This window comes from Streptomyces recifensis (assembly GCF_002154615.1).
GTDB lineage: Bacteria > Actinomycetota > Actinomycetes > Streptomycetales > Streptomycetaceae > Streptomyces > Streptomyces griseoluteus.
The window spans coordinates 11,773-30,254 of the sequence record NZ_MUNH01000012.1 but is presented as its reverse complement, the minus strand read 5'-3'; the positions used below and the strand labels follow the sequence as shown (position 1 = coordinate 30,254).

Below are 18,482 nucleotides of genomic sequence, written 5' to 3'. Positions count from 1 at the left end.
CGGTCAGGCCTCCGTTCCGGTGCTCTCAGCCGGAGCGGCGGCAGCGGGAGCCTCGGCCTTGGGGGCCTCGGCGCCGGCAGCCTGCTGCGGCTTGCGACCGCGCCCGCCACGCTCGCCGCCACGGCCACCACGGGCCGGGCGGTCGGCGCCGCCACGGGCCGGGCGGTTACCCGCACGGGCCGCAGCGTTCTCGGCGCGGACCTCGGCGATGTTCTTGACGTCGCCCTTGTAGATCCAGACCTTCACGCCGATGCGTCCGAAGGTCGTCTTGGCCTCGAAGAAGCCGTAGTCCACGTTCGCGCGGAGCGTGTGCAGGGGCACACGGCCCTCGCGGTAGAACTCCGAGCGGGACATCTCGGCGCCACCGAGGCGGCCACCGCACTGGATCTTGATGCCCTTGGCGCCGGCCTTCATCGCCGACTGCATGCTCTTACGCATGGCACGGCGGAAGGAGACACGCGAGGAAAGCTGCTCGGCGACGGCCTGGGCCACGAGCTGGGCATCCGTCTCGGGGTTCTTGACCTCGAGGATGTTCAGCTGGACCTGCTTGCCCGTCAGCTTCTCGAGCTGACCGCGGATCTTGTCGGCCTCCGCACCACGGCGGCCGATGACGATGCCCGGACGCGCGGTGTGGATGTCCACGCGGACACGGTCACGGGTGCGCTCGATCTCCACCTTGGAGATGCCCGCGCGCTCCATGCCCTGCGTCAGCATGCGACGGATGGCCACGTCTTCCTTGACGTAGTCCTTGTACAGCTTGTCGGCGTACCAACGCGACTTGAAGTCGGTCGTGACACCGAGCCGGAACCCGTGCGGGTTTACCTTCTGGCCCATTACCGGGTTCCTTCCTTGCTGCTGACGACCACGGTGATGTGGCTGGTCCGCTTGCGGATCCGGTAGGCACGGCCCTGGGCGCGCGGCCGGAACCGCTTCAGGGTCGGGCCCTCGTCGACGTAGGCCTCGGAAATGAAGAGGCTGTCGGCGTCGGTGTGGTCGTAGTTGTGCGCGGCGTTGGCAATGGCGCTGTCGAGCACCTTGCCGACCGGCACGGAGGCTGCCTGCGGAGCGAATCGCAGAACAGCCTGAGCCTCCGTGGCATCCATGCCACGGATAAGGTCCACCACGCGGCGGGCCTTCATGGGCGTAACGCGGATGTACCGCGCCTGGGCCCTGGCTTCCATGGTTGTCCCTCTCAGTTACTTACGTGTCTGAATGCGATCCGCTACTAGCGGCGCTTCGACTTCCGGTCGTCCTTGACGTGGCCGCGGAAGGTGCGGGTCGGCGAGAACTCGCCGAGCTTGTGGCCGACCATCGACTCGGTGACGAACACCGGGATGTGGGTCTTGCCGTTGTGCACCGCGATCGTGTGGCCCAGCATCGCCGGGACGATCATCGAGCGACGGGACCAGGTCTTGATGACGTTCTTGGTGCCGGCTTCGTTCTGGACGTCCACCTTCTTGATCAGGTGGTCGTCGACGAAGGGCCCCTTCTTCAAGCTACGAGGCATCTCAACCCGTCCTTAGCGCTTCTTGTTCGTCTTGCGGCGGCGGACGATGTACTTGTTCGACGCCTTCTTGGGCGAACGAGTACGGCCTTCCTTCTTGCCCCACGGGGACACAGGGTGGCGACCACCGGAGGTCCGGCCCTCACCACCACCGTGCGGGTGGTCGACCGGGTTCATGACCACACCACGGACGGTCGGGCGAACGCCCAGCCACCGCTTACGGCCGGCCTTACCCCAGTTGATGTTGCTCTGCTCGGCGTTGCCGACCTCACCGACGGTGGCGCGGCAGCGCACGTCGACGAGACGGATCTCGCCGGACGGCATGCGGAGGTGGGCCATGGAGCCCTCCTTCGCAAGGAGCTGCACGGACGCACCGGCGGAGCGGGCGAACTTGGCACCGCCACCGGGACGGAGCTCGATCGCGTGGATCGTGGTACCGACCGGGATGTTGCGGAGCGCCAGGTTGTTGCCCGGCTTGATGTCGGCGCCCGGACCGTTCTCGACGCGGTCGCCCTGCTGCAGGTTGCGCGGGGCGAGGATGTAGCGCTTCTCGCCGTCCGCGTAGTGCAGCAGCGCGATGCGCGCGGTGCGGTTGGGGTCGTACTCGATGTGCGCGACCTTCGCCGGCACGCCGTCCTTGTCGTGACGACGGAAGTCGATCACTCGGAAGGCGCGCTTGTGTCCGCCACCCTGGTGGCGAACGGTCACACGACCGGCGTTGTTACGGCCGCCCTTGCTGTGCAGGGGGCGGACCAGCGACTTCTCCGGCGTGGACCGCGTGACCTCGACGAAGTCGGCGACGCTGGCGCCACGACGGCCCGGCGTAGTCGGCTTGTACTTGCGGATTCCCATTTCTCAGTCCTCGTCCGATATCGGACGATCCAGACCGCCGTCAGGCGGTCGGACCGCCGAAGATGTCGATACGGTCGCCCTCGGCGAGGGTCACGATCGCGCGCTTGCTGCCGGCACGCTGACCGAAACCGGTCTTCGTGCGCTTGCGCTTGCCCTGGCGGTTGATCGTGTTGACCCCGGTGACCTTGACGTCGAAGACCGCCTGGACGGCCTGCTTGATCTGGGTCTTGTTGGCGTTGGGGGCGACGATGAACGTGTACTTGCCCTCGTCGAGGAGCGCGTAGCTCTTCTCCGAGACGACCGGCTTGAGCAGCACGTCACGGGGGTCCGTGAAGGACTTGCTCAGCGGGGTCTCGACGGTGTTCTTGCCCTCGGTGGCGTGACGCTTCGCCTTGGCGACGCGCGCGGCCTTGGCGGCCTTGGCGGCCTTCGAGGCGATGCTCGGGTGGCGCGTAGCCATCAGGCTTCGCTCCCTTCGGTGTCATTGGCCTTCGGGCCGGACACGAAGGACTCGAAAGCGGCCTGGGTGAAGACCACGTCGTCCGAGACGAGAACGTCGTACGTGTTCAGCTGGCCCGGCTCCAGGATGTGGACCTGGGGCAGGTTGCGCGCGGAAAGCAGCGCGGCCTCGTCGGAGCGCTCGATGACCAGGAGCACGTTCTTGCGCTCGCTGACCTTGCCGAGGAAGCTCTTCGCGGCCTTGGTGGAGGGGGTGTCGCCCTCGACCACGCCGGTGATGACGTGGATACGAGCGTTGCGGGCCCGGTCGGTGAGGGCGTGGCGCAGGGCCGCGGCCTTCATCTTCTTCGGGGTCCGCTGCGAGTAGTCACGCGGCGTGGGGCCGTGGACGACGCCACCGCCGGCGAACTGCGGCGCACGGGTCGAACCCTGGCGCGCGCGGCCGGTGCCCTTCTGACGGTAGGGCTTCCTACCGCCACCGCGGACCTCGCCACGACGCTTGACCTTGTGCGTGCCCTGACGGGCGGCGGCAAGCTGCGCGACGACGACCTGGTGAAGCAGCGGAACGCTGATCTTCTCGACGTCGAAGATCTCGGCCGGGAGCTCTACGGTCCCGGCGTTGTCGCCGGAGGGCGACAGAATGTCAATGGTGCTCATAGTCCTCAGGCCCCCTTGGCCGCGGTGCGGACCAGGACGAGGCCGCCGTTCGGACCAGGAACCGCGCCCTTGATGAGGAGCAGGCCCTTCTCCGCGTCAACGGCGTGAACGGTCAGGTTCTGGGTGGTGACCCGCTCGTTGCCCATGCGACCCGCCATGCGCATGCCCTTGAAGACACGACCGGGGGTGGCACAGCCACCGATGGAACCGGGCATGCGGTGCACACGGTGGGCACCGTGGGACGCCTTGCCACCCTTGAAGTTGTGGCGCTTCATGACACCGGCGAAGCCCTTGCCCTTGCTCTTCGCGGTGACGTCGACCTTGACGCCCGACTCGAAGACCTCGGCAGTGATCTCCTGGCCCAGCGTGTAGTCGCTGGCGTCGGAGGTGCGGAGCTCCACCAGGTGGCGGCGCGGGGTGACGTCGGCCTTGGCGAAGTGGCCCTTGAGGGGCTTGTTCACCTTGCGCGGGTCGATCTCGCCGAAGGCGATCTGGACCGACTCGTAGCCGTCGACGTCGTTCGTACGGACCTGGGTGACGACGTTGGGGCCGGCCTTGACGACGGTGACCGGAACAACACGGTTGTTCTCGTCCCACACCTGCGTCATGCCGAGCTTCTCGCCCAGGATGCCCTTGATCTGCTTAGCCATTCTCAGATCACCGACCCTTAGAGCTTGATCTCGATGTCGACACCGGCCGGGAGGTCGAGTCGCATCAGGGAGTCAACGGTCTTGGGCGTCGGGTCGAGGATGTCGATCAGGCGCTTGTGCGTGCGCATCTCGAAGTGCTCGCGCGAGTCCTTGTACTTGTGCGGCGACTTGATGACGCAGTACACGTTCTTCTCAGTGGGCAGCGGCACCGGGCCCGCGACCGACGCACCAGTGCGGGTCACCGTCTCGACGATCTTCTTCGCCGAGGAGTCGATGACCTCGTGGTCGTAGGCCTTGAGCCGGATGCGGATCTTCTGTCCCGCCATGGCTACTCAGTAGTCCTGTCTTCTCTCACGCTCTGGAACCCGGCAGTTTCACACTGCCTTCTCTCCGACCCACGCGGTCGGGCGTGTCGCACTGCCGCTGACGCAAATGCCCATCACTGGGACATCCCTCCAGGGAATGCACACGGCCCTGCCGGAACCGCGGACCGGGGGCGGAAGGCCCACCGGGCGCCTGGTCGGTATTGCGCCCACGCTTCCCGGAAGATTCCCGTACGTCCAACCCCAGGGGGTTGACGAGTACTGTGGGACTCGCTTCCGGTCCTCCCGGCGGGAGGCGCGCAGCATCAACACTCGACCGAGCAACTCGGACAGTCTGCCATATGGCCTACCCCCCTGGCCAATCGAGCCGAGTAGATTACCCCGATAGTGACGCAGGTCAAACTCCCCGCGCCCTCGGTCTCCCCCTCAACTCCCGCCGGACGAAGGCGAACCGGCCGCAAAGCAGGACGAACCGACGGAAACAGCGGCCGGGTGGACCGGCGTCGTCCACGGCCGTCCGCTCACGGGCAGTTGAAGTCGCCCCCCCGGGGTCCCGGCCCACTCCCCCATCGCAACGCCCCGCAGGGCGCCTGGGCGTGGCTGTACGCCCCGCTGACGGAACAGCAGAGAGGCCCGCGCGACCGAAGTCGTGCGGGCCTCTCCGGGTCAGTCAACGACCCTCAAGCAAGGAGTACTTACTTGACGATCTTGGTGACCTGGCCGGCGCCCACCGTGCGGCCACCCTCGCGGATGGCGAACTTCAGGCCCTCTTCCATGGCGACGGGCTGGATGAGCGAAACGGTCATCTCAGTGTTGTCGCCCGGCATGACCATCTCGGTGCCCTCGGGGAGGGTCACGACGCCGGTCACGTCCGTGGTGCGGAAGTAGAACTGCGGGCGGTAGTTGTTGAAGAACGGCGTGTGGCGGCCACCCTCGTCCTTGGACAGGATGTAGGCCTGGGCCTCGAACTCGGTGTGCGGGGTGACCGAACCGGGCTTGATGATGACCTGGCCGCGCTCGACGTCCTCGCGCTTGATGCCGCGGAGCAGCAGACCGACGTTCTCACCGGCCTGGCCCTCGTCGAGCAGCTTGCGGAACATCTCGATGCCGGTGACCGTGGTGGTGGTCTTCTCCGGCTTGATGCCCACGATGTCGACGGTCTCGTTGACCTTGAGGACACCACGCTCGATACGACCGGTGACGACGGTGCCACGACCGGTGATCGTGAAGACGTCCTCGATCGGCATCAGGAACGGCTTGTCGACGTCACGCTCGGGCTGCGGGATGTTCTCGTCCACGGCCTTCATGAGCTCGAGGACGGTGTTGCCCCACTCCTTGTCGCCCTCGAGCGCCTTGAGCGCCGAGACCTTGACGACCGGCAGGTCGTCGCCCGGGAACTCGTACTCGGAGAGGAGCTCACGGACCTCGAGCTCGACGAGCTCCAGGATCTCCTCGTCGTCCACCATGTCGGCCTTGTTGAGGGCGACGACGATGTACGGAACGCCGACCTGGCGGGCCAGGAGCACGTGCTCCTTGGTCTGCGGCATCGGGCCGTCGGTGGCGGCGACCACGAGGATCGCGCCGTCCATCTGCGCGGCACCGGTGATCATGTTCTTGATGTAGTCCGCGTGACCGGGGCAGTCGACGTGGGCGTAGTGACGCGTCTCGGTCTGGTACTCGACGTGCGCGATCGAGATGGTGATACCGCGCTGGCGCTCCTCAGGAGCCTTGTCGATCTGGTCGAAGGCCGAGGCCTCGTTCAGGTCCGGGTACGCGTCGTGCAGCACCTTGGTAATGGCGGCCGTGAGGGTCGTCTTACCGTGGTCGATGTGACCGATGGTGCCGATGTTGACGTGCGGCTTAGTCCGCTCGAACTTCGCCTTCGCCACTGGGTCCTCCTGTGGAGTGGTTCTGGTACGCCTTACTCATCGGCGCCAGGTGATCTTTGCTGGGATGCCGCCCGCCGGGATCTTTCCGAGTGGTCCGACCCCGGCGGTCGGTGTCAAGCCTAAAGCGTGTAAACGGGGTGCGTTACTCGCCCTTGGCCTTCGCGATGATCTCCTCGGCGACGTTCCGGGGAACCTCGGCGTAGGAGTCGAACTGCATCGAGTAGCTTGCGCGACCCGAGGTCTTGCTGCGGAGGTCTCCGACGTAGCCGAACATCTCCGAGAGGGGCACGAGGCCCTTCACGACGCGGGCACCGGCCCGCTCCTCCATGGCCTGGATCTGGCCACGGCGGGAGTTGATGTCGCCGATGACCTCACCCATGTAGTCCTCGGGCGTGGTGACCTCGACGGCCATCATCGGCTCGAGGAGCACGGGCGAAGCCTTGCGCGCGGCCTCCTTGAAGGCCTGCGAACCGGCGATCTTGAAGGCGAGCTCGGAGGAGTCGACCTCGTGGTAGCCACCGTCGAGAAGAATGACGCGGACGCCCGTCATCTCGTAGCCGGCCAGGATGCCGAACTGCATGGCCTCCTGCGCACCGGCGTCCACCGAAGGGATGTACTCCTTCGGGATGCGGCCACCGGTGACCTTGTTCACGAACTCGTACGACGCGTCGCCGCCCTCGATGGGCTCGATCGCGATCTGCACCTTCGCGAACTGACCGGTACCACCGGTCTGCTTCTTGTGGGTGTAGTCGTGACGCTCGACGCCCTTGCGGATCGTCTCGCGGTACGCGACCTGCGGCTTGCCGACGTTGGCCTCGACCTTGAACTCACGGCGCATGCGGTCGACCAGCACCTCGAGGTGCAGCTCGCCCATACCGCCGATGATGGTCTGGCCGGTCTCCTCGTCCGAGTGGACCTGGAAGGAGGGGTCCTCCTCCGCGAGACGCTGGATGGCGACACCCAGCTTCTCCTGGTCACCCTTGGACTTGGGCTCGATGGCGACCTGGATCACCGGCGCCGGGAAGTCCATGGACTCCAGGATCACCGGGTTCTTGTCGTCGGACAGCGTCTCACCGGTGGTGGTCTGCTTCAGGCCCATGACGGCGACGATGTCGCCGGCGCCCACCGACTCGATCTCCTCACGCTTGTTCGCGTGCATGCGGTAGATCTTGCCGATGCGCTCCTTCTTGCCCTTGACGGAGTTCAGCACCGAGGTGCCGGACTCCAGGCGGCCCGAGTAGACCCGGACGAAGGTGAGCTTGCCCAGGTGCGGGTCGCTCATGATCTTGAACGCGAGCGCGGACAGCGGCTCGTCCTCGGACGGCTTGCGCTTGACGACGACCTCGGGGTCCTTGACGTCGTGGCCCTCGATGGCCTCGACGTCGAGCGGGGTCGGCAGGTAGCGCACGACCGCGTCGAGCAGGGGCTGGACGCCCTTGTTCTTGAACGCGGTACCGCAGAACACCGGGGTGACCGTGGTGCCCTCGGACTTGCCGGACGCGATGGTGATACGACGGATCGCGGCGTACAGCTGCTCCTCGGTGGGCTCCTCGCCCTCCAGGTACAGCTCCATGATCTCTTCGTCGTTCTCCGCGACGGCCTCGACCAGCTTGGCGCGCCATTCCTCGGCGGCCTCGGTGTGCGTGGCCGGGATGTCGACGGTGTCGTACATCTCGCCCTTGGCCGCCTCGGCGGACCACACGAGCGCCTTCATGCGGACCAGGTCGATGACGCCCTTGAAGTCCGCCTCGGCACCGATCGGGAGCTGCATGACGAGCGGCTGGGCGCCCAGGCGGTCCGAGATCATGTCCACACAGCGGTGGAACTCGGCGCCGGTACGGTCCAGCTTGTTGACGAAGCAGATACGCGGCACGCCGTAACGGTCGGCCTGACGCCACACCGTCTCGGACTGCGGCTCCACACCGGCGACACCGTCGAACACCGTCACGGCGCCGTCGAGCACGCGGAGCGAACGCTCCACCTCGACGGTGAAGTCGACGTGACCCGGGGTGTCGATGATGTTGATGGTGTAGTCACTGCCCTCGAGAGGCCAGTGGCAGGTGGTCGCAGCGGACGTGATCGTGATGCCACGCTCCTGCTCCTGCTCCATCCAGTCCATCGTGGCGGCGCCGTCGTGGACCTCACCGATCTTGTACGACACACCGGTGTAGAACAGGATCCGCTCGGTGGTGGTCGTCTTGCCCGCGTCGATGTGGGCCATGATCCCGATGTTGCGGACCTTGGCCAGGTCAAGTGAAGTGGTAGCCATAAGGCTTCAGTCTTCTCTCGGTCTCGATGTGGGTAGCGACTACCAGCGGTAGTGCGCGAAGGCCTTGTTGGACTCGGCCATCTTGTGCGTGTCCTCGCGCTTCTTGACGGCCGCACCGAGGCCGTTCGAAGCGTCGAGAAGCTCGTTGAGCAGACGCTCGGTCATCGTCTTCTCGCGACGGGCGCGGGAGTAACCGACGAGCCAGCGCAGCGCGAGCGTGTTGGCGCGACCGGGCTTGACCTCGATCGGCACCTGGTACGTCGCACCGCCGACGCGGCGGGACTTGACCTCGAGGGTCGGCTTGATGTTCTCCAGCGCGCGCTTCAGCGTGATGATCGGGTCGTTGCCCGTCTTCTCACGCAGACCCTCCATGGCGCCGTAGACGATGCGCTCGGCGGTGGAACGCTTGCCGTTCAGCAGCACCTTGTTGATGAGGGAGGTCACCAGAGGAGAACCGTAGACCGGGTCGATGATGACCGGGCGCTTCGGGGCGGGGCCCTTACGAGGCATTCTTACTTCTCCTTCTTGGCGCCGTAGCGGCTGCGGGCCTGCTTGCGGTTCTTGACACCCTGGGTGTCGAGCGAGCCGCGGATGATCTTGTAGCGAACACCCGGCAGGTCCTTCACACGGCCGCCGCGCACGAGCACGATGGAGTGCTCCTGCAGGTTGTGTCCCTCACCCGGAATGTAGGCCGTGACCTCGATGCCGCTGGTCAGACGCACACGCGCGACCTTACGCAGGGCCGAGTTCGGCTTCTTCGGGGTGGTCGTGAACACACGCGTGCAGACGCCACGACGCTGGGGCGAACCCTCGAGTGCGGGCGTCTTGTTCTTCTCGACCTTGTCCTGCCGGCCCTTACGGACCAGCTGCTGGATCGTAGGCACTACTTCTCCGGTTTCTGTGTGCCGAATGGTGAAGCTAACCTGGAACGACTCCGACCCACGCGGTCGGGTGTGTCGAACCCGCGGACTCCCGCCGCAAAGGGAAGAGCGCGGATTTCGGTGGCTGCTTACGGCTCGCCGTGCGGTGAGTGGCACACACGGGAGCCAGGGCACACCCCAGGCACAAGGTCTGAGCGTACCTATCGCACGGACTTCGGTCAAAACAAATGCGAGGCGGCCCCCCGTGGCGGACAGGGCATGTCAAGTCCCAACGCCGTCAACGATCTTCGATTTCACGTAGCGCACACACCGCGCCACACCTCTGTCATCGCCCCGCCGTCAGGCCAGCACGTCCACCGCGATCAGCAGCAGCCAGAACAGCGCCCAGCCGCCGACGGACAGCCACCCCAGAACGAGGCCGGTCAGAGCCAGTCCGTCACCGTCCTCACCGGTGCGCCGGATCTCCGCGCGGGCGGTGTGCCCGAGCACCACGGCCGGGATGCCGGTGAGCCCCGCGGTCAGCAGGCACAGCAGCCCGCACACCGCGGACCCGACCGCCCTGCCGTTCTGCGCCGGCCGCGGTGTGGCCAGGAACACCTGCGGTACGGCCGCCACGGGCCCCGGATGCGGCACCGGGCCCTGCGGCAGGTCGGCCACCACCAGGGCCAGCTCCCCCACCGTACGGGCCGCGTGGACCCGGCCGACCCGGCGGTCGAACTCGTCCTTCTCCAGCCGCCCTTCGGCGAACCCGGCGCGCAGCACGTCCACCGCCCGCTCCCGGTCCGCGTGCGAGGCCAGCATGAACGCCGCTCCCCCGACCGGCCCTTGGGGCGGCGCCGGCCAGTACGCGGGCGGCTGCGGCTGGAACTGACCGGGCCAGGCACCTGGGTGGGGCGCCGCGGGCCAGTTCCGCGGGCGCGGCGGCTGCCACGACGGTTGCGACGACGGATGCGACACGGAGCACCTCCCCAACCCCCGACCGGGGTCTTCCATCATGCGCCCAAATGTCCGCCGGACGGGGGGAAAACGCCGAAGGGCGGCATCCCCGGTGGGGATGCCGCCCTTCAGTTCAAGCGCCTTGCGGCTGCTCGCCTACTGGTTGTACGGACCGTAGTCGTAGTCCTCCAGCGGAACGGCCTGGCCGGAGCCCGCGCCGAACGGCGAGTAGTCGATGTCGTCGTAGCCGACGGCCGAGTACATCGCGGCCTTGGCCTCCTCGGTCGGCTCGACCCGGATGTTGCGGTAGCGGGACAGACCCGTACCGGCCGGGATGAGCTTACCGATGATGACGTTCTCCTTGAGGCCGATCAGGGAGTCGGACTTGGCGTTGATCGCCGCGTCCGTCAGGACCCTGGTCGTCTCCTGGAAGGAGGCCGCGGACAGCCACGACTCGGTCGCCAGCGACGCCTTGGTGATACCCATGAGCTGCGGGCGGCCGGAGGCCGGGTGTCCGTTCTCCTGGACCACACGACGGTTCTCGGTCTCGAACTTCGAGCGCTCGACCAGCTCGCCGGGCAGCAGCTCGGCGTCGCCGGACTCGATGATCGTCACACGGCGGAGCATCTGCCGGATGATGATCTCGATGTGCTTGTCGTGGATCGACACACCCTGCGAGTTGTAGACCTTCTGGACCTCGCCGACCAGGTGGACCTGGACGGCACGCTGACCCAGGATGCGCAGCACGTCGTGCGGGTTGGTGGCACCCACGGTGAGCTGCTGGCCCACCTCGACGTGCTCGCCCTCGCGGACCAGGACCTTGGCACGCTTGGAGATCGGGAACGCCGTCTCGTCGCTGCCGTCGTCCGGGGTGACCACGATCTTCTTGGTCTTCTCGGTCTCCTCGATCCGCACGCGGCCGGAGGCCTCGGAGATCGGGGCGACACCCTTCGGGGTACGGGCCTCGAAGAGCTCGACCACACGGGGCAGACCCTGGGTGATGTCGTCACCGGCCACACCACCGGTGTGGAAGGTACGCATCGTCAGCTGGGTACCGGGCTCACCGATGGACTGGGCGGCGATGATGCCGACCGCCTCACCGATGTCGACCAGCTTGCCGGTGGCCAGCGAACGGCCGTAGCACATCGCGCAGGTGCCGACGGCGGACTCGCAGGTCAGGACCGAGCGGGTCTTGACCTCCTCGACGCCGTGCTTGACCAGCTCGTCGATGAGCACGTCGCCCAGGTCGGTGCCGGCCGGGGCCAGCACCTTGCCGTCGACGACGATGTCCTCGGCGAGGCAGCGCGCGTACACGGACGTCTCGACGTTGTCCGCCTTGCGCAGCACACCGTCGGCGCCGCGCTCGGCGATCGACAGCTTGAGGCCGCGCTCGGTGCCGCAGTCCTCCTCGCGGATGATGACGTCCTGCGAGACGTCCACCAGACGACGGGTGAGGTAACCCGAGTCGGCGGTACGCAGGGCGGTGTCCGCCAGGCCCTTACGGGCACCGTGCGTGGAGATGAAGTACTCCAGCACGGACAGGCCCTCACGGAAGGACGCCTTGATCGGACGCGGGATGGTCTCGTTCTTGGCGTTCGACACCAGACCACGCATACCGGCGATCTGCCGCATCTGCATCATGTTTCCTCGGGCACCCGAGTCAACCATCATGAAGATGGGGTTCGTCTTGGGGAAGTTCGCGTTCATCGCCTCGGCGACCTCGTTGGTCGCCTTGGTCCAGATCGCGATGAGCTCCTGCGTGCGCTCTTCCTTGGTGATCAGACCGCGCTCGTACTGCTTCTGGACCTTCTCGTCCTGCGCCTCGTAGCCCTTGACGATCTCCTTTTTCGCCTCGGGAACGACGACGTCGGAGATGGCCACGGTGACACCGGAACGGGTCGCCCAGTAGAAGCCCGCCGCCTTCAGGTTGTCGAGCGTCGCCGCCACGATGACCTTGGGGTAGCGCTCGGCCAGGTCGTTGACGATCTCGGAGAGCTGCTTCTTGCCCACCGAGTAGTCGACGAACGGGTAGTCCTCGGGCAGCAGCTCGTTGAAGAGCGCGCGGCCCAGCGTGGTGCGCAGGCGGAACGAGTCCCCCTGCTGCCACTCGGGCTCGCCCTCCTCGCGCGCCGGCGGCGTCCAGCCACGCGGCGGGATGGTGCCCACCGGGAAGCGGATGTCGATCGGCGACTGCAGGGCCAGCTCGCCGGCGTCGAACGCCATGGTCGCCTCGGCCGTGGAGCCGAACGCGCGGCCCTCGCCCTTGGTGTCACGGAGTTCGCCGTCGGTGGTGAGGAAGAACAGACCGAGGACCATGTCCTGGGTCGGCATCGTCACCGGACGGCCGTCGGCGGGCTTGAGGATGTTGTTCGAGGACAGCATCAGGATGCGGGCCTCGGCCTGCGCCTCCGCGGAGAGCGGCAGGTGCACGGCCATCTGGTCACCGTCGAAGTCCGCGTTGAACGCGGTGCAGACGAGCGGGTGGATCTGGATGGCCTTGCCCTCGACCAGCTGCGGCTCGAAGGCCTGGATGCCGAGGCGGTGCAGGGTGGGAGCACGGTTCAGCAGAACCGGGTGCTCGGCGATGACCTCTTCGAGGACGTCGTACACGACCGTGCGGCCGCGCTCCACCATGCGCTTGGCGCTCTTGATGTTCTGCGCGTGGTTCAGGTCGACCAGGCGCTTCATCACGAACGGCTTGAAGAGCTCCAGCGCCATCGCCTTGGGCAGACCGCACTGGTGCAGCTTGAGCTGCGGGCCGACGACGATGACGGAACGCGCCGAGTAGTCGACTCGCTTGCCGAGCAGGTTCTGACGGAAACGACCCTGCTTGCCCTTGAGCATGTCGCTCAGGGACTTCAGCGGGCGGTTGCCGGGACCGGTGACCGGGCGACCACGACGACCGTTGTCGAAGAGGGCGTCCACGGCCTCCTGGAGCATGCGCTTCTCGTTGTTCACGATGATCTCGGGCGCACCGAGGTCGAGAAGCCGCTTCAGGCGGTTGTTGCGGTTGATGACACGGCGGTACAGGTCGTTCAGGTCGGAGGTCGCGAAGCGGCCACCGTCCAGCTGCACCATCGGACGCAGGTCCGGCGGGATGACCGGGACGCAGTCCAGGACCATGCCCTTGGGGCTGTTGGAGGTCTGCAGGAACGCGGAGACGACCTTGAGGCGCTTGAGCGCACGGGTCTTCTTCTGGCCCTTGCCGGTACGGATGATCTCGCGGAGGCGCTCGGCCTCCTCCTCCAGGTCGAAGGACTCCAGGCGCTTCTGCAGCGCCGCGGCACCCATCGAACCGTCGAAGTACGTGCCGAAGCGGTCACGCAGCTCGCGGTAGAGCAGCTCGTCGCCCTCGAGGTCCTGGACCTTGAGGTTCTTGAAGCGGTTCCACACCTCGTCGAGGCGGTCGATCTCGCGCTGCGCGCGGTCACGGAGCTGCTTCATCTCGCGCTCGGCGCCCTCGCGCACCTTGCGGCGCACGTCCGCCTTGGCGCCCTCGGCCTCCAGCTCGGCCAGGTCGGTCTCGAGCTTCTTGGCGCGGGCCTCCAGGTCGGAGTCGCGGCGGTTCTCGATCTGCTGACGCTCGACGGAGACGTGGGCCTCCAGCGACGGCAGGTCGCGCTGACGGCGCTCCTCGTCGACGTACGTGATCATGTACGCGGCGAAGTAGATGACCTTCTCGAGGTCCTTCGGGGCGAGGTCGAGCAGGTAGCCCAGCCGCGACGGAACGCCCTTGAAGTACCAGATGTGGGTGACGGGAGCGGCGAGCTCGATGTGGCCCATCCGCTCACGGCGCACCTTGGCGCGCGTGACCTCGACGCCACAGCGCTCACAGATGATGCCCTTGAAGCGGACACGCTTGTACTTGCCGCAGTAGCACTCCCAGTCCCGGGTAGGACCGAAGATCTTCTCGCAGAAGAGTCCGTCCTTCTCGGGCTTGAGGGTGCGGTAGTTGATGGTCTCGGGCTTCTTGACCTCGCCGTGGCTCCACTGGCGGATGTCGTCCGCGGTGGCCAGGCCGATCCGGAGCTCGTCGAAGAAGTTGACGTCGAGCACTATGCGTCAATCCCTCTCAGTGTCGTAAGTCTGTGGTCTGAAACGGGGGCCTGGGGGTCGGCGGGGTCCTCGGAGAGAGGACCCCGCCGGACTCCCGTCAGACCTCTTCGACGCTGCTCGGCTCGCGCCGGGACAGGTCGATGCCGAGCTCCTCCGCAGCGCGGAAGACGTCCTCGTCGGTGTCACGCATCTCGATGGACATGCCGTCGCTGGACAGCACCTCCACGTTGAGGCAGAGCGACTGCATCTCCTTGATGAGCACCTTGAAGGACTCGGGGATGCCGGGCTCGGGGATGTTCTCGCCCTTGACGATGGCCTCGTAGACCTTCACGCGGCCGGTCACGTCGTCGGACTTGATGGTCAGCAGCTCCTGGAGGGCGTAGGCGGCGCCGTAAGCCTCCAGCGCCCACACCTCCATCTCACCGAAGCGCTGGCCACCGAACTGGGCCTTACCACCCAGCGGCTGCTGGGTGATCATCGAGTACGGACCGGTCGAGCGGGCGTGCAGCTTGTCGTCGACCAGGTGGTGCAGCTTGAGGATGTACATGTACCCGATGGAGATCGGGTCCGGGAACGGCTCACCGGAGCGGCCGTCGAACAGCCTCGCCTTGCCGGTCGGCTGCACCATCCGCTCGCCGTCGCGGTTCGGGATGGTGTGCTGCAGCAGACCCGCCAGCTCGTCCTCGCGCGCGCCGTCGAACACCGGGGTGGCGACGTTGGTGCCGGGGTCGACCTGGTCGGCGCCGATGACCTGCAGGCGCTGCGCCCAGTCCTCGCCGAGCCCGGAGACGTCCCAGCCGCGGCTGGCGAGCCAGCCGAGGTGGATCTCCAGGACCTGTCCCGGGTTCATTCGGGACGGGACACCCAGCGGGTTGAGGATGATGTCGACCGGGGTGCCGTCCTCCAGGAACGGCATGTCCTCGATCGGCAGGATCTTGGAGATGACACCCTTGTTGCCGTGGCGGCCGGCGAGCTTGTCACCGTCGGTGATCTTGCGCTTCTGCGCGACGTAGACGCGGACCAGCTGGTTCACGCCCGGCGGCAGCTCGTCGCCCTCTTCGCGGTCGAAGACGCGGACACCGATGATCTTGCCGGTCTCGCCGTGCGGCACCTTCAGGGAGGTGTCGCGGACCTCACGGGCCTTCTCACCGAAGATCGCGCGGAGCAGACGCTCCTCCGGCGTCAGCTCGGTCTCACCCTTGGGCGTGACCTTGCCGACGAGGATGTCGCCCGCGGTGACCTCGGCGCCGATGCGGATGATGCCGCGCTCGTCGAGGTCGGCCAGGACCTCCTCGGAGACGTTCGGGATGTCCCGGGTGATCTCCTCGGGGCCGAGCTTGGTGTCACGGGCGTCGACCTCGTGCTCCTCGATGTGGATCGAGGAGAGGACGTCGTCCTGCACGAGGCGCTGCGACAGGATGATCGCGTCCTCGTAGTTGTGACCCTCCCACGGCATGAACGCCACGAGCAGGTTCTTGCCGAGGGCCATCTCACCGTTCTCGGTGGCCGGACCGTCGGCGAGGACCTGGCCCTCGATGATCCGGTCGCCCTCGTTGACGATGACCTTCTGGTTGACCGACGTGCCCTGGTTGGAGCGCGAGAACTTGTGCAGGCGGTACGTGATGTACGTGCCGTCGTCGTTGGCGGTGGTGACGTAGTCCGCGGAGACCTCCTGGACCACACCCGCCTTCTCGGCCTTGACCACGTCGCCGGCGTCGACGGCGGAGCGGTACTCCATGCCGGTGCCGACGAGCGGGGCCTCGCTCTTGATGAGCGGCACGGCCTGGCGCATCATGTTCGCGCCCATGAGGGCACGGTTGGCGTCGTCGTGCTCGAGGAACGGGATCATCGCGGTGGCGACGGACACCATCTGGCGCGGCGACACGTCCATGTAGTCGACCTCGTCACCGGGGACGTAGTCGACCTCTCCGCCACGACGGCGGACCAGGACGCGGGCCTCCTCGAACCGCATGTCGTCACTGAGCGTGGCGTTGGCCTGCGCGATGACGAAGCGGTCCTCCTCGTCGGCGGTCAGGTAGTCCACCTCGTCGGTGACCTGGCCGTCGACGACCTTGCGGTACGGGGTCTCGACGAAACCGAACGCGTTGACCCGGCCGTAGGAGGCGAGCGAGCCGATCAGACCGATGTTCGGGCCTTCGGGCGTCTCGATCGGGCACATGCGGCCGTAGTGCGAGGGGTGCACGTCACGGACCTCGAAGCCGGCCCGCTCACGGGAGAGACCACCCGGACCGAGCGCCGACAGACGGCGCTTGTGGGTGAGACCCGACAGCGGGTTGTTCTGGTCCATGAACTGCGACAGCTGGCTGGTGCCGAAGAACTCCTTGATGGAGGCGACGACCGGCCGGATGTTGATCAGGGTCTGCGGCGTGATCGCCTCGACGTCCTGGGTGGTCATGCGCTCGCGCACGACCCGCTCCATACGGGCGAGACCCGTACGGACCTGGTTCTGGATCAGCTCACCGACGCTGCGCAGGCGACGGTTGCCGAAGTGGTCGATGTCGTCGGTCTCGACGACGATCGACTGACCGCTGTCGCCGACCGTCTCGGTCTCACCGGCGTGCAGCTTGACCAGGTACTTGATCGTCGAGATGACGTCCTCGGTGGTGAGCACACCCGCGCTGAGCGGGGCGTCGGCGCCGAGCTTCTTGTTCACCTTGTAGCGGCCGACCTTGGCGAGGTCGTAGCGCTTGGGGTTGAAGTAGAGGTTCTCGAGCAGCGTCTGCGCGGCCTCACGCGTGGGGGGCTCGCCCGGACGCAGCTTGCGGTAGATGTCGAGCAGCGCGTCGTCCTGGCCCTGGGTGTGGTCCTTCTCCAGGGTGGCGCGCATGGACTCGTACTCGCCGAACTCCTCGAGGATCTGCTCGGTCGTCCAGCCGAGCGCCTTGAGCAGAACGGTGACCGACTGCTTGCGCTTGCGGTCGATGCGGACACCGACCATGTCGCGCTTGTCGATCTCCATCTCCAGCCAGGCACCCCGGGACGGGATGATCTTGGCGGAGAAGATGTCCTTGTCGGACGTCTTGTCGATGGAGGAGTCGAAGTAGACACCCGGCGAGCGGACGAGCTGCGACACCACGACACGCTCGGTGCCGTTGATGACGAAGGTGCCCTTGTTCGTCATGAGCGGGAAGTCGCCCATGAAGACGGTCTGGGACTTGATCTCGCCGGTCTCGTTGTTGGTGAACTCGGCGGTGACGAAGAGCGGCGCGGCGTACGTGAAGTCGCGGTCCTTGCACTCGTCGATGGAGTTCTTCGGCGGCTCGAAGCGGTGGTCGCGGAACGTCAGCGACATCGACCCGGAGAAGTCCTCGATCGGGGAGATCTCCTCGAAGATCTCCTCCAGACCGGACTTGGTGGGAACGTCCTGACCGTTCTCGAGAGCCTTCTCGACGCGAGCCTTCCAGGCGTCGTTGCCGAGCAGCCAGTCGAAGCTCTCGGTCTGGAGCGCAAGAAGGTTCGGAACCTCGAGGGGCTCCTTGATCTTTGCAAAGGAGATGCGCAGCGGGGCAGTGCTGGCGCCGTTGTTCGTATTCGCGGTCGAGGCAGTGCGCGAGGCGGCCAAGAGGGGGTCCTTCCGAGGGCTCGGACTCACTACGCGCGTACCGGTCCCTCTCTCAGGCTCACGACGGGAAACCCCAGGTCAGGGAAGTTCGGCGTCGGTGCTCGAGTGAGGGCAGACCCCTGGTGACGGGCAGGGGACAGCTAACAGGCAGCGCAAAGGGTCAGTGTAGCCACTTGGCACACTGATGTCCAGTCCCGGTTTCGGAGACCCTCGTTTTTCTCAACGCCCTCGTCTTCGACGCCCTCGGCCCGTTGCCCTCGACGCAGGATGATCCTGCCCTCTTCGCCGTCGATCCATGCCTCGGATTCGGATCGTTGTGACGACGCGTCCTGAGAATTGCGCGCTGCGTGCGGTTCGTCAAGGCCCCCCAGCCGGAACGGGGCCTTCCGGAGACACAACGAAGATCACCATACCCCCCGCCAC

Annotated in this window: 15 protein-coding genes; all 15 read right to left on the bottom strand. The window is 66.6% G+C overall.

Annotated elements, in window-relative coordinates:
• Window positions 1-3: 3 nt before the first annotated feature.
• The 15 genes from rpsC to rpoB all read right to left on the bottom strand — a co-directional run bounded on the left by rpsC (window position 4) and on the right by rpoB (window position 18,059).
• Complete coding sequence (gene rpsC, locus CCN33_RS00700; protein ID WP_030811675.1) at window positions 4-834, bottom strand: 30S ribosomal protein S3; 831 nt, start codon at window positions 832-834, stop codon at window positions 4-6.
• Window positions 834-1,181, bottom strand: a complete 348-nt coding sequence (gene rplV, locus CCN33_RS00695; RefSeq protein ID WP_003974262.1) for a 50S ribosomal protein L22 — start codon at window positions 1,179-1,181, stop codon at window positions 834-836. The genes rpsC and rplV overlap by 1 nt, the downstream gene beginning before the upstream one ends.
• A gap of 44 nt (window positions 1,182-1,225) precedes the next feature.
• Window positions 1,226-1,507 carry a 30S ribosomal protein S19 gene (gene rpsS / locus CCN33_RS00690; RefSeq protein ID WP_003948639.1) on the bottom strand — a complete coding sequence of 94 codons (282 nt, stop codon included), beginning with the start codon at window positions 1,505-1,507 and terminating at the stop codon, window positions 1,226-1,228.
• A gap of 12 nt (window positions 1,508-1,519) precedes the next feature.
• Entirely contained in the window at window positions 1,520-2,356 is an 837-nt protein-coding gene (gene rplB / locus CCN33_RS00685; protein WP_086690003.1) for a 50S ribosomal protein L2, read from the bottom strand.
• 40 nt (window positions 2,357-2,396) lie between these two features.
• The gene (gene rplW, locus CCN33_RS00680) at window positions 2,397-2,816 is read right to left on the bottom strand and encodes a 50S ribosomal protein L23 (protein WP_030811665.1); all 420 of its coding nucleotides are present in this window, start codon (window positions 2,814-2,816) and stop codon (window positions 2,397-2,399) included.
• A complete protein-coding gene (gene rplD, locus CCN33_RS00675; protein ID WP_030811662.1) occupies window positions 2,816-3,472 on the bottom strand; it encodes a 50S ribosomal protein L4 in 657 nt (218 codons plus the stop codon). Before rplD ends, rplW begins: the two co-directional genes overlap by 1 nt.
• 5 nt (window positions 3,473-3,477) lie before the next feature.
• Entirely contained in the window at window positions 3,478-4,122 is a 645-nt protein-coding gene (gene rplC, locus CCN33_RS00670; protein WP_030811658.1) for a 50S ribosomal protein L3, read from the bottom strand.
• Window positions 4,123-4,139: 17 nt separating this feature from the next.
• On the bottom strand, window positions 4,140-4,448 hold the full coding sequence (rpsJ, locus tag CCN33_RS00665; protein ID WP_003948644.1) for a 30S ribosomal protein S10: 309 nt from the start codon (window positions 4,446-4,448) through the stop codon (window positions 4,140-4,142).
• A gap of 692 nt (window positions 4,449-5,140) precedes the next feature.
• Window positions 5,141-6,334 (bottom strand): elongation factor Tu, encoded by a 1,194-nt coding sequence (gene tuf / locus CCN33_RS00660; RefSeq protein WP_030811655.1) that lies wholly within the window; start codon window positions 6,332-6,334, stop codon window positions 5,141-5,143.
• A gap of 142 nt (window positions 6,335-6,476) precedes the next feature.
• Window positions 6,477-8,603 carry an elongation factor G gene (gene fusA / locus CCN33_RS00655; RefSeq protein ID WP_030811652.1) on the bottom strand — a complete coding sequence of 709 codons (2,127 nt, stop codon included), beginning with the start codon at window positions 8,601-8,603 and terminating at the stop codon, window positions 6,477-6,479.
• Between the two features lie 39 nt (window positions 8,604-8,642).
• Window positions 8,643-9,113: a 30S ribosomal protein S7 gene (gene rpsG / locus CCN33_RS00650; protein WP_003992340.1), complete on the bottom strand. Its 471-nt coding sequence runs from the start codon at window positions 9,111-9,113 to the stop codon at window positions 8,643-8,645.
• A 2-nt stretch (window positions 9,114-9,115) separates the two neighbouring features.
• The gene (gene rpsL, locus CCN33_RS00645) at window positions 9,116-9,487 is read right to left on the bottom strand and encodes a 30S ribosomal protein S12 (RefSeq protein ID WP_003948652.1); all 372 of its coding nucleotides are present in this window, start codon (window positions 9,485-9,487) and stop codon (window positions 9,116-9,118) included.
• Window positions 9,488-9,823: 336 nt separating this feature from the next.
• Complete coding sequence (locus CCN33_RS00640; RefSeq protein WP_086690001.1) at window positions 9,824-10,285, bottom strand: DUF1707 and DUF4190 domain-containing protein; 462 nt, start codon at window positions 10,283-10,285, stop codon at window positions 9,824-9,826.
• A 291-nt stretch (window positions 10,286-10,576) separates the two neighbouring features.
• Window positions 10,577-14,476 carry a DNA-directed RNA polymerase subunit beta' gene (locus CCN33_RS00635; RefSeq protein ID WP_086689999.1) on the bottom strand — a complete coding sequence of 1,300 codons (3,900 nt, stop codon included), beginning with the start codon at window positions 14,474-14,476 and terminating at the stop codon, window positions 10,577-10,579.
• Window positions 14,477-14,573: 97 nt separating this feature from the next.
• On the bottom strand, window positions 14,574-18,059 hold the full coding sequence (gene rpoB, locus CCN33_RS00630; protein ID WP_086689997.1) for a DNA-directed RNA polymerase subunit beta: 3,486 nt from the start codon (window positions 18,057-18,059) through the stop codon (window positions 14,574-14,576).
• Window positions 18,060-18,482 lie beyond the last annotated feature (423 nt).